The sequence below is a fragment of the Corallococcus sp. CA054B genome, assembly GCF_003611625.1.
Lineage (GTDB): Bacteria > Myxococcota > Myxococcia > Myxococcales > Myxococcaceae > Corallococcus > Corallococcus coralloides.
In genome coordinates this window covers 1-18,429 of sequence record NZ_RAVY01000101.1, presented here as the reverse complement: position 1 = coordinate 18,429, position 18,429 = coordinate 1, and the positions used below count along the sequence as shown (strand labels likewise).

The window sequence follows — 18,429 nt, the reverse complement described above, 5'->3', positions numbered from 1 at the left end:
GGATTCCCACAGAGTGGAGATCCTTCATCCCTTGTGCACTTAGACCTTCGGGCTGGATTGGCGGCCACGCATTGGACTGTCGCGAATTGGTTTCTCACGAGTCGGGGATTTCCTTTACGGACAGGCGCATGGCCTTCCAAGACAGGTTCAGCTCTGTCCCTCCCCTCGGGTCGTGCGGACCCCGGAAACACAGGGTGATTCCGACACATGGAACACGAGGGACATGTCGCATGTCTACTGGTGACACATGACTTGCCTTGGGGGGATGGAGGCCGGTGCGACACACGTCGGGGATGACTCGCCTCCCCGTGAAGCGTTATCCCCCCGAGCACGCCATGTCCTCCGCCCTGTCCACCCTCTGTCTCCACTGCGGCATGTGCTGTGACGGCACCCTCTTCACCCAGGTGCCGCTCAAGCCCCCCGAGGCGGAAGCCCTGCGCCAGCGAGGCCTGTCGCTGGCGGTGAAGGAGGACGGCACGGCGGTGCTGCCCCAGCGCTGCGCCGCCCTGGAGGGCCTGTGTTGCACGGTCTATGAGGAGCGTCCGGAGGCCTGCCGCCGCTACCGCTGCCAGTTGTTCAACGCGCTGGCGGAGGGAGAGGTGTCCCTGGAGGAGGCCAAGGGCGTCGTGGACACCGCGCACGCCAAGGTGGACGCGGTGGTGCGCGGTGTGGGTTCCGCTGAGGGCGGAAGGGGCCCCGCGATGCGTCAGGCCCGGGTGGCCGCGGCCTCGCTGACCTTGGCTCCTGAGACGCGAGAATCCCTGGCGCACGCGGAGGTGTATCTGGACCAGCACTTCCGGGGCCGCTTCCGCCGCTCGGGCGGCTAGCGTGGAGGGGTCCTGTTTCCCGACCGAGGTCCTGCTCCCGTGAAGACGTCCCTGCTGGCCGTGTTGTCGTCCGCCGCCCTGTTCGCTGGTGTGCCTGCCTCCGCGCAGAACAGTGAGTTCGTGAAGTCCGCGCAGGTGGACCTGGACGGGGACGGCAAGCCGGAGGCGGTGTCGCTCACGCCGGGGAAGGACGGCAAGTTCACGTTGAAGGTGGGCGGCGCGACGTCGAACGGCGATGCGTCCGGCAACGAAGTGCCTGGCTTCCAGGTGGTGGACCTGGACACGGGCGACAAGTGGAAGGAGCTGCTGGTCCAGACGCTGGGGGGGATGGACGACGGCCACCGCTACTTCGTCTACGGCTACGACGGCAAGGCGGTGAAGCTGCTGGGGGACGTGCACGCGCTGACGGAGGCGAAGGGCAACGGCATCGTCCTGGTCGATCGGTGGATGGGCTTCTGGCAGAAGCGGGACAAGTACACGCTGGACCGCAAGGCGTGGAAGCTGGTGCACGTGCCGCAGGAGTTGTACGCGGTGACGATCGCGCCGGGCGAAGAGGTCACGGCCACGGTGAAGAAGTCCTTCCCGCTGACGCAGGGCCGCACGGGCTCCGCGGTGGTGGCCACGACGGCGCAGGGCACGAAGGTGAAGGTGCTGGCCGCGAGCGTCCCCGCGAAGGGAGAGGTCCTGTACCTGGTGAGGTCCTCCACGGGGCTGCTGGGCTGGGTGCCCGGCAACGTCCTGGTGGAGTCCACGGAGGGGTTGCCGCTGGCGGGGTGAGTCGCGTCGCGGCGGCCGCTATTTCGACATGAGGTCAGCGGTCCGTCGCGCCCAATCCACCTTCTCCCTGACGAGGAACGCCGCGAAGTCGGAGACGCTTCGTTCCTGGAGGAGACGGTCGGCGGTCTGTTCAATGAGCTTCCCCAGGTCATTGGGTTCATTGACATACCTGACGCCGAGTGCCGGATAGGCGCCTTGGTACTCCACCCGGATGAGGGAGAGTTCCACGCCCCTCAGTTGATCCTTCAGCTCGGCGTGCAATCCCTGGACAAGCCACTGAAGCATCGCGACAGCGAACTCATGTTTGTCCGGACACGCTGTGAGCATTCCAAGACTTGAGGGTTCGATGATTTGGTAACCCTTGCTCTCGACGGACTCCGCTTGCATCTGGAACCTCCCGGGGCGGGGTGAGCTACTCTGCCTCAGACGAATCAGGCATGAGGATGATGTTGCGTGCTCCGCGCTTGAATCCAGGCCTTTCTCATCTCTGCGAACATCGTGGCGTTATCCGTCGCGCTTCAGATGAGCCGTGTCAGCGGACTCACGCGCTCTCCACCCCGCACGGGTTCCGCGGTGTTGGCCACGACGGCGCAGGGCTCCAAGGTGCAGGTGCTGGTCGCCTGGACCGCGTCCCAGGAATGAGGGTCCTGGGACGCGACGAAGTAGCCCGCTCCGCGTGACACAACACAGAGCTTCCTTCGACGACTACTCCTCCGGTCCCGGAAGCTCCGAAGGTGGCCCGCGCCGTCACACGCGGGCCAGTCGAATTCGCAGCCCCAGATGTCTCCAGCTGATTTCGCGCTCATCTGGAGCCCCCAGGGTACATGCAGGTGCCCGTACCTCAGCCTTCGCGAAATTCCATCATCCAGTTCACAAGTCCATCGAGCAATGGAACCAGGCCATTTGCCTGCAACCCTTCATGATGTTGACACAGCACTTGCTGACCGGTCGCGATGCTGAGGCTCTCCATGTCACAGAACCCCTCCTCCCAAAGAGAGACGCGTGCAATCGTCAGCTTGGACTCAAGGTCGATGTAGGCGCTCTCAGGCCCGCCCTCGAAGAACTTCACCTTGATTCCCCTGCTGACGAGCCTCTGCTCCTGTTCGGAGCACCAGGAGCGAAGAACGTCAATCAATCCCGACTTCATGGGCTCCAACCCTCAGAGTTTCGTTGCCGCGTGGGAGATGTTCTCGGCATCTGGAATCACGGGGAGGGGCAGGCCTTTCTTCGCGGCAAGCCGTCCTTCGAGTGACTGAGGTCCAACAATCTTCGCCCACGCTTGCTGTGTGGGCTTGACGGTGGACATGGGCACGTCGAACTCGACGTAGAACGCACCCGGCTTCGCCTGGCTCATGAATGCCTCCGGCTTCGCAGGGTAGGCGACGTGGGTCGTTCCCGTGAAGCTCTGCTGAACCTTGCCCGTCGCCTGCATGGCCTTGTACTCCACCTCGGACATCCACCGGCTGACACGAACCATTCCCGGCGCCGGATCACCCGGCGGAGTTCCGCCTGTGATCGTGCTGGTGTTGTGGACCCAGGTCCCCAGCGTGCCGACGAAGTAGGTGTGAGCCTGCTCGACCGCCAGGTTGTAGACCGTCTCCGGCTCCGCGGACAGGGAGAGGCCCTGGACCCGGACGGGCGTTCCATCCGCCGTCACGAGCGCATCCCCTGCCTCCAGGTACTGTGCTTCGGTCCAGCCCCGGCCCTGCACCCAGAAGGGGTGCTCGGCCGTCGTGCCCAGCGTCTCCACCGTTCCGTCCGCGGCCACCACCTCCACCCGCAGCACCGCCCGGTGCGGCTTGATGAAGGTGCGCGTCACCGGGTGCCAGCCAGGAGCCTGGGTTTCCTCGTCCCAGGCCCACACCATGTCACCCACCGCTATCTCTTCGATGGGACGCGGTCCTTCCGCCGTCAGCACCACGGTGCCCGCGACGAAGCAACCGCCGCCGAGGACCGATTTGGTGACCGTCGTGCTGGTCTTGGTGGCGGCCAGCTGGGAGGCGATCTGGTTCACCGGAGCAAGCTCCGCGCTCAGCGCACTGGCGGTCTGCCCCATCCGTCCCAACACCATGGCCGCCAGCAGCTGCGTGGACCCGCTCAGCGCCCGGTCGTAGCTCCCCTCCATGAAGCCGGAGGTCGCGTTGTAGCTGGCGTTGCCCACGTCCAGCACGCTCTGCACCAGGAACATGGACACCACGTTTGCGCCATTGGCCACGCCCAGGACACCGGCGACGGTGGCCGTGCCGTAGTTGCCGTCCTGCCACGCCTGGACCATCTCCTGCTCGACCGCCGCGCCCTGCGCCAGCGCGGGACCCAGACAGTCCATGCCAGACTTCAAGCTCGCCGAGCACTTGCCCGTGGGGTCCGTGAAGCCCGTCGGGTTGCCGCGCGCGTATGAGTACAGGTTGCACTCGCTGGGGCTCGTCAGGCACATCTCCGGCGACTCCAGGAACAGGCCGTCCGGTGTGAGGAATTGGCCCAGCGTGGCGTCGTAGTCACGGACGCCCATGCGGATGACACCCAGGTCCGCGTCGTATCCCTTCTGCACGAACTCGATCGCGGGCGACACGTCCGGATGCGCCGCGCGGTTGCCGTAAGGCGACGCCACGAACGGCGCTCCCGCCGTGTCCGTCAGCAGCGTGCCCCGCGTGTCCGCCGCCAGCGGGCGGAACGTGCCCTGCTGGAGGACGCCCACCAGCTGACCCACGAAGTGCACCGGCAGCGTGAGGCCCGTCGCGTCCAGGTACTCGCCCGCCTCCAGGTACGCGGCCACCGGTACCCCGCCCTCGCGTTTGAGGATGCGCTGGCCCGTCTCGTCGTAGAGGAAGCGCCACTGCTTCGTGCCACGCGTCGCCGTGGCCACGTGCCCGTTGGGTCCGTACGTGAGCTCCAGGTCCCCCTTCGTCACCGTCCGGCCCAGCGCATCGAACGTGTACGTGACGTTGCCCGCGGTGAGCGTGCTGCCCGCGCGCGTCACCGCGCGCGACGTGCCGTTCTCCTCGATGGACGTGGGCAAGCCTTCAGGCGCATAGCCATACACGTAGCTGTCGTGCGCGTCCTGCGCCTGCGTGAGGAAACCCTGCGCGGAGTACGTGTAGTCGCGCTGCCACGCCTGCGCGCCCACCGTGAAGTCCTCGGACTCCACCAGGCCCCGGGCGTTGAACCGCTGCGCCGTGGTGGCGCTCCACGTGGGCGTGGACTGCGTCCGCGTGATGCGGCTTCGCGTGAGGGGGTCGTAGCCGAAGCCCACGTGCGTCCCGCCGGTGAAGTCCACCGACGACACCCGCCCTTCGCCGTCATACGCCAGCGATGCCCACGGCGCCGGGGCCGTGCTGCTCGTCCCCAGCCACGCCTCATGCAGCCGTCCGTACGCGTCCAGCTTGTAGGCTTGCGTGTCGGACGACAGCACGGTGCCGCTCGCATCCTTCAGCACCGTGGTGCTGCTGGAGACGTCTCCCACGTCGTTGTACGCAAGCTGCGTCTGGACCGTGCGCCAACCTGTCAACTCCAGCGTCCGCGACGTCAGCTTGCCGTCCTCGCGGTATGCGAAGGTCTTCAGGTAGCCCTCGCCCGACACCGCCGTGAGGAAGCCCTTCTGGTCGCCCGTGGGCCCATGCGTGGGCGAAGCGCCGTCGTGGTAGTAGCGGTACACCTGCGGATTGCCACCGGCCGTCAGGCTGTGCGTCTCCGTGGAGGGACGGCCCAGCGTGTCGTACGCGAACGTCACCTGGCGCTGCACCGCGCCCGCCGGAGAGACGAAGCGCTTCTGGGTGAGCCGGCCCTTCGTCGCGTCGTAGCTGTACTCCACCGTGGCGATGTCCTGACGCACCAGCTTGCTCACGCGGCCGTGGCCGTCGTAGTGCACGCGGTGGGTCGCGCCGTCCGGCATGACCACCTCGCGCAGCCGCCCGGAGGCGTCGTAGTGGTAGCCGTAGCGCGTGTGGGCCTCGTCCTCCTGGATGAGCACGCGCTTCGCCGCGTCCAGCGTACGGCTCGCGGTGAACGTGCCGTTCTCCACGGCCGTCTGGGTCAGCACCCCCGCGTCGAAGCCCAGGCTCGTGGCCACCTGCTTCTCCACGCCCTCGTGGAAGGCCGTGGTGGTGGCCGCGTCATGACCGAAGGCGGACGCGCTCTGGAACGCCACCTGCCGGCCGCCCGCCAGCAGCGCCGCGTAGTCCATGGCCAGCATGTTCGTCGCCGGCCCCACCGCGGGGCGCAGCAGCGTGCGCAATTCCATGCGCGCGCCGTCCTTGCGGCTCAGGCTGTCGAAGGTCCAGCCCTCAGGAATCCGGTGGGCCGACGTGAGGGCATCCCCCGACGCCGTCACGTACTCGATGGACTCCCGCACCGCGCCCTGCGCGCCGTCCACCAGCGTGGACAACTGGAAGGAACCGGGCATCGTGGCCGTGGCGTACTGATAGCCATACGTCTGCTTGGGATTGAGCTGCGACCCGCCCAGGCTGTCCCACTCCCGGCTCAGCCGCTCCTGTCCGTCATAGCGGAAGTAGCGCCGGTAGGGCGTCCCGCCCCGGTCCACCTCCAGCGTCAACACCGCGTCCGTCAGCGGATCGCGGTCCACCACCCGCGTCACCACGCCGTCCGGCGCATCCGTTCGATACAGCAGCCGCCGGCCCGCTTCCTGGTGGAAGGATGCCGTCCCCTTGCCCGGCTCGGAGATGGTGGCCAGCGACGCATCCGGGTTGTACGTCACCTCCTGCAACGTCAGCGTCTGTGTCCCCTCCACGCTGCGCACCGCCGTGACGAGTCCGCGCGAGTCGCGCTCCACCACGCCCTCGTGGACGAAGTTCATCCAGGGCTGCTGCACGTGCTGCCCCGTCAGCACCGTACGGCTCTCCAGGCAGTGCAGCGCCAGGCCCAGCCCGGACACCGACGCCCGCGTCCGCTCCGTGGTCAGCGTCCCCTGCGCCGTCGTCGTCACCATCCGCGATGGGCAGACGTCCGCCGTGTACGCCTCGTACTCGGTGGACTCCGACACCTGCTGGCTGTCCGTCGTGGACCGCCAGCCCTGCTCCTGCGCCTGCAACCGCTTCCACGGCACGCCCGCCAGCGACGCGTCCTCGTAGCGGCTCTTGGAGAACTGCTCCACTCGCGGCGCCTTGTCATCGCGCACGCGCGAGGACGAGAGCAGGCCCGCGTTGTCGTCGTCGTTGAGGAAGTGCATCTCCTCCCGCACGTGCGTGCTCTCGCGCGTCACCTCGCCGTAGCCCAGCAGGAACTTCCCCACCGAGTGCATCGCGGGCTGCGCGTAGCTGTACTGGTAGGTCCGGGTCTCCTGCCCGCTGGACTCCACGGTCAGGGTGTTCAGCACCGGCTGACGGGAGCCCTGCCTCGGGGCCACCGGGCTGCGGGCGTAGCTGAAGGTGAGCCGCGTCCCCATGCCGTCGTCCGCGGACTTCAGGAGCCCCGTGCCCGGAGTATCCAGCGCCACGGAGTGGGCGAGGCCGTTCTCCACGAAGAACAGCTCCGTGTTGCCCGTGCCCTCCAGGTCCTGCACCACCGGGAAGCTGGAGTTCCACGCCAGCAGTTCCAGCGCCGGGACCGGCACCTGCGTCAGGCGCGTCCCGTCGTTCACCAGCAGCAGCGCCCCGTAGTAGCTGCCAGCGATGACGTCCTGCAGGCCGTCGTTGTTGACGTCCGCGAAGCTCAGCTCGAAACCCGCCAGCGACACCGGCGTGCCGTCCGGGAAGCGCGCCTCGTAGATGTGCGGCTCCTCCTCGAACTGGAACTGGCCCTTGCCCTCGTAGACGAAGAGGTCGTTGTAGGAGCGCACCACCAGGTCCGCCACGCTGTCTCCGTTGAAGTCATGCACCCAGGTGACCTCGGGCGGGACCTGCAGGTTCAGCGTGCCCGTCAGCGAGACGGGCGCGAAGGCATACGCGGTGGCTGTGCTCTCGTTGGGCAGCACGCTGTAGCCGCCCGGATAGACGCTCAGCAGGTCCGGCCGCCGGTCCCGGTTCAGGTCCACCAGGCGGGTGTTGGGCCCCAGCTGCCATGCGTCGTACAGCCACCCCTGGTGCACGGCGTGCCCGTCCCGCTCGCACACCAGCATCTCCGTCTTCGACAGCCACGCGTTCCAGGAGAGCGACACCACCTGGTAGTCATCCTGCTCCGGCCGCATCTTCGCCAGCAGGCGGGGCGTGTTGAACGCGGAAGCATCCGGCCGGCACTCGAGGCGCGCGTCCACGGCAGCCGGAGGCAGCGCTTCGAAGGTGTAGCCGCCCGGATGCTGCCGGATGAGGCTGAAGTCCGTGCGGTTCTCCAGGTCCACCAGCCCGTCGTCCCCATCGTCCAGCGGCGTGGACTCGGAGGGCAGCGCCACCCCTTCGGAGTACGCCAGCATCACGTTGTCGAACTTGGGGATGAAGCGTGCCGCCGCCACCGGGAACAGGTTCTCGGCGTGCTCATACGTGTACGTCACCGCCGGGCTGGACTGGCCCGACGCATACGTCCGCTGCACGGACTCCAACTGGAAGCCGGGGCCCAGCGCGTCCGGGCGGTAGCTCAGCGCATGGCTCCAGCGCAGCCCGAACAGGCCCGTGCCTGCGTCCTTGCTGCGCGCCTCCACGCGCGACACGCGCCGGTCCAGCCGCAGCGCCTTGCCGGAGCGCCAGTCCACGAAGGGCGTCGACACGGTGTCGTAGACGAAGTCCACGCGCTGCTGGAAGTCGTCCCCCAGGCCGCCGTAGAGGGCGGCCGTCAGGAACAGGCGCCCGGAGGCGTTGGCGGTCCACTCCAGCTTCGTCTTGTGGCCGGTGGCGTCCACCACCTGCGTGAGGTGCCACGCATAGGTGCCTCGCGCCGTCTCGACTCGCGCGGTGCCACCGAACGTCCAGCGGCTGCCGTCCGGAAGCAGGGCCACCAGCGTGGTCCCCTGCTCCTCCATGCGCACGTGGCCCTTGAGGCCCACGGGGTACCACCGCCCGTCCGTGCCCTTCACCATGCGGCCCCAGGGCCCGGTGAGCTCATCGGTGGCGTAGTCCAGCTCGCCCAGGACGCGCGTGCGCGTCATGGACAGTGACACGCCCCAGCCCTGGCCCCACTCGCCAATGCCTCCCTCCGGCGAATAGGTGGGGAAGACCTGGGCCAGGAGCACACCGCGCTCCGTGGGCGCGGCGAACGTGGACGCCAGGCTGAAGCCGCCCCGGCTCACGTCCGCGGGCCCCAGCTCCGTGGCCGCGTACTGCCCCACCAGGCTTCCCCGCTTGGGGGCTTCCAACTGCGGCGCCTGGACCAATGCATCATTGAAGGGTTGGGCGAGCACCTGCCCGCACCACAACCCGGCAACCAAACCCCACACTTTTCGCATGGCGATGTCCCGACCCGAAGCTCGCGCCGCGGGTCTGCTTGTTTGAAGAAAAGACAGACATTGAAAAAGAGGCCCCGCCCGGGCTGCACCCACCGGGCGGGGCCATGACTGACTTCGCTGTCCTACGGACGGCCCGCTACTGGCAGCTCATCACGCCGTTCGGGACCGTGCCGGGAGCCTTCGGCTTCACTTCCACCTTGAAGACCATCAGCAGCTCGCTGGACTTCGCCAGCGGGTTGTTGGGATTGATGACGTCCGGCACCGAGGGCGGGTAGTTGGCCACGAGGGACTGCAGGTTCACGTGGTAGGTGGTGAAGGGAGACAGGCCCGAGGCAATCGAGGAGTTGGACAGGTAGTAGTCCAGCGGGCTCGCCGGCGGCAGCAACGCCAGGTCCTGTGTCGTGCCGAACATCAACTGCACCGGGGGACCGAGGTAGTCCGCGTTGCCGAAGTCATACCGGAACTGGTCGGACACCGACGGGAAGCTCATCGACTTCGTCAGGCTGGTGGCCGTCGTGTAGGCCGGGGCGCTGTTGTTGTTCGGCAGGACGCCGAACAACGTCATCGACCGGATGATGGGGGTCATCATGTTGCAGGGCAGCTGCTTCACGCCGCCCGCCGGGTCGTAGAAGTACTCCGGCGTGAGGGTCACCGTGGGACTGAGGTTGGCCCGGATGTCATCCCAGATCTCCCTCGCCGCCCCGGACTCCATCTTGCGATAGAGCGTGACGGGCAGCTTGTCGTGCCGGGGGATGCTGACGATGACGTCGAGCACCTGGGTGTTGGGACCGGCGACGCGCAGCGCCGACAGGTGCGTCTCCACCGCCCGGGCCGCGTCCTTCGCCGTCTGCGCCAGCAGGCTGAGGTCCGTGCTGGTGGAGGTCGGGTCGATGGTCGTGAGCGCTTCGATACCGGCGCGCTCGGTGTTGGTGAAGCTGGCCAGGGTCTCCGGGTAGACGACCCGCACGGTGGGCGCCAGCCACTGGCTCATCACCTCTTCCAGGGCCTCCAACTGCACCCGCAGGGCCGTGCCCTCCAGGTTGCGCAGGGACCACGCCGGCACCAGCGCCAGCAGCCGGGACTGGGTCTGGGCGTTGGCGCGCTCGTCCTCCACCGCCTGGATCTCCAGCACCAACTGCCGCAGCTGCCGCTCCAGGTTGACGAGTTCCACCTCACGCTCCACGTCCACCAGCGCCTTCTCCACGAAGGCATCGAAGAAGGTGCGCAGGCTCTCCGGATAGGCCTCCAGGCTCGTGCAGCCGCACTCCTGGAAGATGTCGCTGAAGGCCTTGGCGCGCAGGCTGGTGGCCTGGCCGGGCAGGAGCCTCCCCTGCTCGACGTAGAGCTTCGCCTCGTCCTTGAGTTTGGCCAGTCCGGACACCAGCTTGGAGGCGAGGAGGACCGCCTCGCCGGACGCGGGTTTCAGCTCCGCGACGCGGACGTCCAGCTGGGAGTTGCCCACCCAGTCCTGGCACGCCGCGGTGGGCGTGTTCGCCACGATGGGCGCGTCGTTGACGACCACGTAGTAGTCCGAAGCCGCGGTCACCAGCAGCGAGGTGGACGGCGACTGGAGCACGCGCACGGAGCGGACCTTGGAGCGATCCGCGAGCCCGGGCTCCGTCTCCACCAGGAGGAGGCTGCCCACCGGCTCGTCCGGGAACGGCACCAGCAGGGACCGCACGCCGCGCGCCGCGGAGAAGGTGGAGCGCGTTTCGGCTCCAGTAGAGGACGTCTGGTTCCACGTCCGGCTCCACGTGGTGCCCGTCTCGGACGTCATGCAGCTGTTGACGCCCCCCATGCCGATACCAAAGATGGAGGGATTGAACCCGGAGCAGAACGAGTCCGAGTTCGTCGGGTTGGAGAAGTTGCCCTCCGAGTTCACCGTGTCGTTGGCGGTCGCGGTGTAGTTGCCCGCCGATGCCGTGATGGTGAAGCCCTCGGGTCCCGTCATGATGGGCAGGGGCGTCTGCGCGGACGTCCGCACCCGCACCAGGTTGCCGTTGGGACCGGCCGTCAGGCCCAGCGCGCAGGTCGGGGACCAGCGGCCTGTCACCTGGACGACGAGCTGGCTGCCCACGGTGGGCTTGAGCCGGAGGGTCTCGTTATTCGACGTCAGCGCCGCCATGGAGGACACGTCGGTGTCCGCCGGGCCGCCGCGTCCCCGGTTGGGGACGGTGAGGAGGTGCTCGAACTTCAGCATGGCCTGCCCCTGCTGTTCGATGGCGGGGTAGAGGGCCTCGAAGCCATCCATGAAGTCACCCAACCGGGCCTCCTCCACCGCCTTGCTCACGCGCAGGCCGTTGATGTCCTTGATGAGCGCCTTGAGCTGCTCATCCTGCTGGAGGCGGCGGGTGTCCAGGTTGGTCAGGCTGCCCTGGTTCTGGAGCTGGGCCAGCAGTCCCTGCACCAGCGTCGCGCGGTTGGAGTTATAGAAGCTGATGTTGTTGTCCAACTGCCCGATGACCCTGCTGAGCTCGGTGAGGACGGCGGCCTGCTTCTGCAGGTCGAGCCCCACCTTGACGGTGTTCTCGCCCTCCGCGGTGAAGAGGCCGTTGACCGCGTAGCCGGTGGCGCGGGCCTGGGCCTCGCGCAGCATGGCCGTCAGGGACATGGCGGGACCGGACACCGGCTGGGTGAAGAGGTCTTTCTTGTCGTAGGTGCCGGCCGGCAGCCCCAGTGCGTCCTCCACCGCGGAGCGGAAGGCGCCATGGCCCGTCTTCATCTGGGTGAAGACCCCCGCCCAGTCGGACGACACGTTGACCGCCGCGGTGACGCGGGTCTCGAACTCGCTCGCGTCGTTCAGGTTCGCCAGCACGTTCCAGAGCTGGCTGGTGACGGTGGACCGGGTGGTGCAGGACACGAAGCGGCAGCCCATGTCGTGCAGGCGGCTGACGTCCAGCATGCGCTCGTTGAGGCCGCGCAGCGAGTCATCCAGCAGGAAGAGCAGCGGCGCGCCGGTGAGCGGCGGCGTGCCCCCCTGTCCGAAGGCCGCGAGCAGCACCTGGCGGTCCGCGATGAAGCCGTCGGAGAGCATCTTCGCGCGGACCGTCTCCGCCTGCGCGTTGGTCGTGGCGGTCAGGCTCAGCTCGTCCTTCAGCCAGGCGCCCATCCAGAAGGCCCGCATCACCTTGCTGGCGTGCGCCATCAGCTCCGGAGACGGCGCCGAGGTGGAGGACTCGCGGGCGCGAGCGGCGCCGTACCAGCGCTGGATGGAGATCAGCTTCTGGCGCAGCTCTCCCACGCGGTTGCTGCTCCCCAGCGTCGTCGTCATGCCCGGCAGGCCCTTGAGGAGCAGCTGAGGCATGATGGTGTCGTAGGCGGTCCAGTACGCCTGGGTGTCCAGGCCCGCGGACGTGAGCTGCTGGATGCCGGTCGCGGAGGCGGTGCACGTGTCCAGGAGGCTGCTGGCCGCGGTGGCGGAGACGTGGCTGTCCAGCAGGCGCTGGCAGAGGGTCAGCGTGCCCAGCACGTCCTGGGACGAGGGGTGGCTGGCCACCGGCGCGGGCAGTCCCGTGGAGCAGGCGTCGGAGGTGAAGTTGTCGTTGTCGAAGTACTCGCCCGTCAGGCCGTGCTCCGCGCCCTCGGCCGAGGTGAAGAGCCGCTCGGTGGGGATGGGCGTGGCGCCCGTGGCACCCGGGGGCTGCCAGTACAGGTGGATGCCCGCGTCCCAGCCACCCTCGGCGTGCTCCAGCTTCAGCGCATGGCGTCCCACGGTGAGCGGGACGCTGACCTGGTGCCACACCTCGCCCAGGTAGATGGGGCGCTCCAGCAGCAGTTGGCCGTCCACCCACAGGCGGGCGGTGTCGTCCCACTTCACGTGGAAGGTGTACGTGCCCGCCTGGGGCGCCTCCACGAAGCCCGTCCAGCGCACGGAGAAGGTGTCCGGCGACATGAAGGGGGCGGGGCCCTCACGGACCCAGTTGAAGTCCACGGTCGGGTCCACCCGGAAGAAGTGGTTGATGTCCGGGTAGGCCGCGAAGAGCGACAGGAGGCGGGCGCGGCGCGTGGCGTAGGTGCCCGCCTGCACGCTGGAGTCCAGTGCCGGGCTGTCCGCGTGCAGTTCGAAGAGCAGCTTGAGCGCATCGATGATCTTGAACTTCAGGAGCGGACCGTTGAAGCGCGTCTCCGTGGGACCAATGGACTCCAGCTGGGTCACCAGCCGGGTGTACTTGGTGTCCACGGAGGCATAGGCGGTGTCGTCCGCGGTCAGGCAGCGCGGGCGGTTCGGATAGCTGCCGGCGCGGATGTCCGCGAGGCTGTCGGAGGTGCTCTTCAGGGTGTTCTGCGACAGGCCTCCAGCGGAGTACCGCGGGCCGCCGCCCGGCAGCCCATCGCAGGTCGCCGGATCCGCCTCGACGCCGTGGGAAGGCGCGCGGCAGTACGAGTACTTGGGCCGGTCATGGTCAGGGCAGAAATCATCCTTCTGACCGCACTCGGGATGCTGGCCGTTCGTCCACGTCGTCGCCACATTGGCGATGGTGATGGAGCAGGTCTCGGTCCAGGGCGTGGTGGTGACGGTCAAGCTCCAGCCGCTCCCGCTGCTGGTGGTCGTCTGGGGGGGACCGAGCACACGGTCCCCCATCGAAAAGGCGGACACGATGTCCAGGGGGTACTTGGGGTCCTCCTTGTTATCGGCCCTCAGCTCCGCCAGCAGCTGCGTGGCTCGCGCAGCGCATGTCTGGGTATAGCTGCTGGTGTCGGAGTTCGTGCAGGGAGGCTTTTCGGAGTAGTCGCAATCCTGCCGGTGGACGTCCTGCCCCGCGGCCTTCCGGTCCGTATAGGGGACGGTGCTCCGGGTGGAGTAGTCGCACGTCAGGTCCGTCTTGCAGGCCTTTTGGTACCACCCGTCCTGCGGGCACGCCGACGTATTGCTCAGCTGATAGCACTCCTGGCGGTATTCCCAGGGGCCCTGGCAGACCAGGTCCAGGCCCGTGGGCGCTCCTGGCAGGGTTTCCGGCGCCACCGTCGGGCGGCAGCCGGGCGCGGTCAATGACTGCTCCGCCGTGTGCAGCTCTTCCTGGGGCATTTCCTGCTCGGGAGATTGCCCACAGGCAACCACGAGCAGGGACATCCCCAGCCCCCATACCGCTGAGATTCTTCTTTTCATTGGGCCTTTGATTCCATGGCAATGCCCTACGCATGCCGCGCATGGGAATGCCGACCTTCGAGTCGGGACGTGCTCGCGGACGGGCCGGGATGATGGATGCCGGTGCGCTCGCGGGCCGGATACGAAACGGGCCCGCGAGTCTGGTTCACCGATTTTCCCGGGCCCTGCCTGGAAAGGCCCTGCGGGGTCCTTCGCTACTCGACCAGGGCGAACTCCACCCGGCCCAGCTGCTCATCCGTGGAGACGACCTTCACGGTGACGGGCATGCCCACGGTGAAGGTCCGCGTCTTGCCCACCATGGACAGCTCGCGCGTGTCCGGACGGTAGGGGCCGCCCGCGAGCCCCTCCGCCGGCACCATGCCCTCCACCCACATGCCATCCAGTTGCGTGACGAGGCCAAAGGGCTTCACTCGCACGATGCGCGCGGGGAACTGCTGTCCAATGCGCGTGGACATGAAGCGCGCTTCCAGCTCGTGGTGGCGGTCCGTCTCCGCGCGGCTGGCGGAGCGGGCGCGCACGTTGATGTGCTGGGAGAGCTCTTCAATCTCCGGGTCCTCGTGCACGAAGTCGCGCCGGCCGTGGAGGTACGCCTTGATGAGCCGATGCACGGCCAGGTCCGCGTACCGGCGGATGGGCGACGTGAAGTGCAGGTACAGCGGCGCGGCCAGCCCGAAGTGCGGGCCCGGCTTCACCGTGTAATGGGACGGGCCCAGCGAGCGGCGCAGCACGGAGCGCAGCGCGGCCTCCGCCTTCGCGCCGGAGATCTGCCGGTCGAACGCGGCCAGGGCCAGCGGGGTGATCTGCGCGCCAAAGCCCGCCGCGAACCCCGAGTGCAACGCGAACGCGTTCACGTCCGCCACGCGCTGCGGATCCGGCTGTTCGTGCACGCGGTACACGGTGGGCACGCCACGGGTCATCAGCCAGGTGGCGATGGCTTCATTGGCCGCGACCATGAAGCGCTCAATCATGTTGTGCGCGGAGGTGTCCTTCTCCCCGGCGAGCCCGGACACGGCGCCCGTGGCCGTGTCGAAGGTGAAGCGCGCCTCGTCGCGGGACATGGCCATGCCGCCTCGGGCCGCGCGCGACACCGCGAGCCGCGAGGACGCCAGGCGGAACCAGGGCATGGCCTCACGCACGGGCTCCATGGCGGGGGAGATGGAGTTGTCGTCGAGGAAGGCCGCGACCTCGTCGTAGTTCAGCCGCGCCCAGGAGCGGATGAGGCTTTCATAGACATCCGCGGCGGTGACGCGGCCGTCGGGGTCGATGCGCAATTCGACGGTGAGACAGTGGCGCTCCTCGTTGGGCACCAGGCTGAGCCAATGCGCGGACAGCTCCTCCGGGAGCATGGGGATCACGCGGCCGGCCAGGTAGACACTGGTGGCACGGGCGCGGGCCTCCAGGTCCAGGGGGGTGCCTTCCTTCACGGACTCGCTCACGTCCGCGATGGACACGAGCAGGCGCACGGCGCCGTCAGGGCCCGCGGGCAGCACGGAGATGGCGTCGTCGATGTCGCGGGTGGACGGCGCGTCCACGGTGACGGTGGGGATGGAGCGCAGGTCGCGCCGGGAACCGCCCAGGGCGTGGGGAGTCTCCTTGGCTCGGAGGGCTTCCTGGACGACCTCTGATGGGAAGTCCCGGTGGAGGCCGTGGCGGGCGATGACCCGCTCCAGGGAACGGTCCGCTCCGGGTTCCAGACGGTAGAGGAGGACGACCTTGCCGTCCGCGATGCGGGCGACGACGGCGTCGTTGTGCTGGACGGGGGTGGTGCCCGGGTCCAGGGGCCAGTCGGTGTTGGAGACCTCCTTGTCGATGCGCAGGAAGAAGGCGCCCTTGCGCGACACGACCTCGCCGTAGACGACGGTGCGGGTGCGCTCCACGAGCGACAGGCCGGACGCGGTCCACCGGCCCTCGCCGGACGCGGTCACGGTGGCGGAGACGACGTCCCCCGCGAAGAGGGGGTTCAGGTCCGGAGGAGGAATGAAGGCGGACAGCACCTCCGGGGTGCCGGGCTTCTGCACGGTGAGGAAGCCGAAGCCACGGGGATGCACGTCGACGCGGCCGGTGACGGCGCGCGGGGAAGCGGAGGTGTCCATGTCGGCGCGTGCTTAGCCCACGCCGGGACGAACGTCACTGGAAGCCAGGGGGCTTCCCACTGTCTGTCTTCAACCTCGCGCCCGGGTTCAGCTCGAACACCAGCCCGAACTGCCACAGGCTGATGCGCTCCAGGAAGAGGATATTGTAGTAGTCCTGCCCCCGCACGTACCGGGCGAACACGCCGAAGCCGGCCGCCCAGCGGGGATTCGCCGCCGCCTCCACGCTCAGCGTCCCCCGCTGCGCCGGCGTCTCCCCGAATGGATGCGAATACGCCCCCTCCAGGCGGAAGCGGTTCCCGTTCACCGCTCGCTCACCCACCAGCCCCACCCCCCAGTGCCCATTCCCATACACCCGGCGCTGCGCCGGGCTCATTCCTCCGGGGCCAATCGCTGAGTTCAATTCGTAGAAGGCATTCGCCCCCACCAGCCACGCGCTCAGCCGGTGCGGATCCACTCCGAACCCCAGCCGGCCGTGCACTTCGAAGCGCAGCAGGTTCGTGGAGAAGCTCCCCGTGATTTCATTCAACGGCAGCGTCCCCTCCGCGGGCTCGCAGTTCGGGTCCGTCCCCGTCTGGTTCGCGAAGAAGCACCCGTCCTCACCGTTGGAGTAGTGCCCCGCGATGACATTCAACCCCAACGCCAGCACCCGGGGCTGCGCGTCCTTGTCCGGGCCGTGCATCAGCCGCAGGTGCGCCGCCTGGAGCGTCAACTTCATCAGGTACGACGGCGGCAGGATGGGGTTGCTGTCCGTGTTCGCCATCCGCAGCCGGATGTTCGGCGTGAACACCGCCGAGAACAGCGTCTCCCGCCCGTCCTCCTTGAATTCGTCCAGCTTCAACTGCGGCAGGAAGAGGTTCGGCGCGAACTGGCCCTCGAAGACCAACGGCAAGGGCGAGTCCGGGTCCCCCTGCCGCTGGATGCGGTTGGGCGACACGAACAGGTACGAGCGGTCCAGGAACAGCGGCGTCTGCAGGTCGTACTCCACGTGGAGCCCCTTCGCCTCCGCCCCACCCCATCCCAGGAGCACTCCCAGGAGCGCCCCCACGCGCCGTCCCCACCTCCCCGTCTGACGCGCTCGCAGCCGCATGGAACGGACAGTAGCGGCCCCCTTCCCGCTGTCCGTCCGTCCCCGAGGCAGCCCTCCGGTGTCGGACAGTTCGCGCGCCTTCCGTTCCGGAAACCCTGTCCTCGCCCGGACGGAGGCACATCCTCATAAACCCTGGCATCCGGCCAGAAACGGGGGTCCGGGCCTTTCGCACCGGTGCCTGCCCCGGTGTAGAGTCGGACCCCTTCAATGGCTGGGACGACGCTGACGCTCACCCCGGACGGGTTCCGCGGCCGGGTGCTGGGCAAGTACGAGGTGCTCTGCCGCCTGTCGACAGGCGGGATGGCGGAGATTTTCCTCGCGGCCCAGAAGGGCCTGGCCGGCTTCCGCAAGATGGTGGTGCTGAAGCAGATCCTCCCCGACATCCGCGGCGAGGAGGAGTTCGTCCGGATGTTCCTGGACGAGGCCAAGGTCACGGCCGCGTTCAACCACCCGCACATCGCCCACGTGTACGACCTGGACGTGGCGGACGGCGAGCTGTTCCTCGCCATGGAGTTCGTCCCGGGCGCCACGCTGGTGGAGGTGGCCCGCGCGTGCCGCACCGCCCAGGAGCCCATCCCCATGGGCCTGAGCCTGATGGCCGTGCGCGACACGGCCGTGGCGCTCAACTACGCGCACAGCTTCACCGACCCGCTGGGCCGGCCCTCGCCCGTCGTCCACCGCGACGTCGCCGAGAAGAACATCATGGTGACGTACGAGGGCGTCACCAAGCTGCTCGACTTCGGCATCGCCAAGAGCCTGGCTCGCGCGGGCCGCACCGCCGTGGGCATGGTGAAGGGCACCAGCGGCTACATGTCCCCGGAACAGATCATGGGCGACCCGCTGGACGCCCGCAGCGACCTGTTCAGCCTGGGCGTGGTGCTGCACGAGTGCCTCACCGGCATGCGCCTCTTCTACGCGAAGAGCGCCGAAGCCATGATGAACGCCGTGCTGAGCGGCGACGTGCCCCCGCCCTCGCGCGTGAACAAGGAAGTGCCGCCGGAGCTGGACGCCATCGTCCTCAAGGCGCTCGCGAAGCGGCGCGAGGACCGCTACGGCACCACGCTGGAGTTCGCCCGCGCCATCGAGCGCGCCGTGGGGCAGCGCATCTGGCACCCCGAACAGAGCAGCGAGCTGATGCTGCGGCTGTTCGCCGAGCGCCGTGACCAGACCCGCCTGCTGCTCATGAGCGGGCAGTCGACCGGGGACGGCAC

Annotated in this window: 9 protein-coding genes; 3 read left to right on the top strand and 6 right to left on the bottom strand. The window is 68.2% G+C overall.

What is annotated here, in order from left to right; translation table 11 throughout:
- Positions 1–308 precede the first annotated feature (308 nt).
- Together D7V80_RS23360 and D7V80_RS23355 are read left to right on the top strand one after the other, a co-directional pair.
- Positions 309–827: a YkgJ family cysteine cluster protein gene (locus D7V80_RS23360; RefSeq protein ID WP_370452526.1), complete on the top strand. Its 519-nt coding sequence runs from the start codon at positions 309–311 to the stop codon at positions 825–827.
- A gap of 39 nt (positions 828–866) precedes the next feature.
- A complete protein-coding gene (locus tag D7V80_RS23355; protein ID WP_233585655.1) occupies positions 867–1,604 on the top strand; it encodes a VCBS repeat-containing protein in 738 nt (245 codons plus the stop codon).
- A gap of 18 nt (positions 1,605–1,622) precedes the next feature.
- Here the strand turns inward: D7V80_RS23355 and D7V80_RS23350 are convergent, their stop codons facing one another.
- The 6 genes from D7V80_RS23350 to D7V80_RS23325 all read right to left on the bottom strand — a co-directional run bounded on the left by D7V80_RS23350 (position 1,623) and on the right by D7V80_RS23325 (position 17,176).
- Entirely contained in the window at positions 1,623–1,991 is a 369-nt protein-coding gene (locus D7V80_RS23350) for a hypothetical protein (RefSeq protein WP_120590255.1), read from the bottom strand.
- Positions 1,992–2,445: 454 nt separating this feature from the next.
- On the bottom strand, positions 2,446–2,751 hold the full coding sequence (locus D7V80_RS23345) for a hypothetical protein (protein WP_147447193.1): 306 nt from the start codon (positions 2,749–2,751) through the stop codon (positions 2,446–2,448).
- A 12-nt stretch (positions 2,752–2,763) separates the two neighbouring features.
- Entirely contained in the window at positions 2,764–8,886 is a 6,123-nt protein-coding gene (locus D7V80_RS43695; protein WP_158616688.1) for a polymorphic toxin-type HINT domain-containing protein, read from the bottom strand.
- A gap of 181 nt (positions 8,887–9,067) precedes the next feature.
- Complete coding sequence (locus D7V80_RS23335; protein WP_158616687.1) at positions 9,068–13,957, bottom strand: PA14 domain-containing protein; 4,890 nt, start codon at positions 13,955–13,957, stop codon at positions 9,068–9,070.
- Between the two features lie 275 nt (positions 13,958–14,232).
- Positions 14,233–16,131 (bottom strand): ribonuclease R family protein, encoded by a 1,899-nt coding sequence (locus D7V80_RS23330; RefSeq protein ID WP_120590251.1) that lies wholly within the window; start codon positions 16,129–16,131, stop codon positions 14,233–14,235.
- A 34-nt stretch (positions 16,132–16,165) separates the two neighbouring features.
- On the bottom strand, positions 16,166–17,176 hold the full coding sequence (locus tag D7V80_RS23325; protein WP_233585653.1) for a hypothetical protein: 1,011 nt from the start codon (positions 17,174–17,176) through the stop codon (positions 16,166–16,168).
- Positions 17,177–17,425: 249 nt separating this feature from the next.
- Between D7V80_RS23325 and D7V80_RS23320 the strand changes: the two genes are divergently transcribed.
- A partial coding sequence (locus D7V80_RS23320) for a serine/threonine-protein kinase (RefSeq protein ID WP_147447192.1) occupies positions 17,426–18,429 on the top strand: 1,004 nt, incomplete at its 3' end.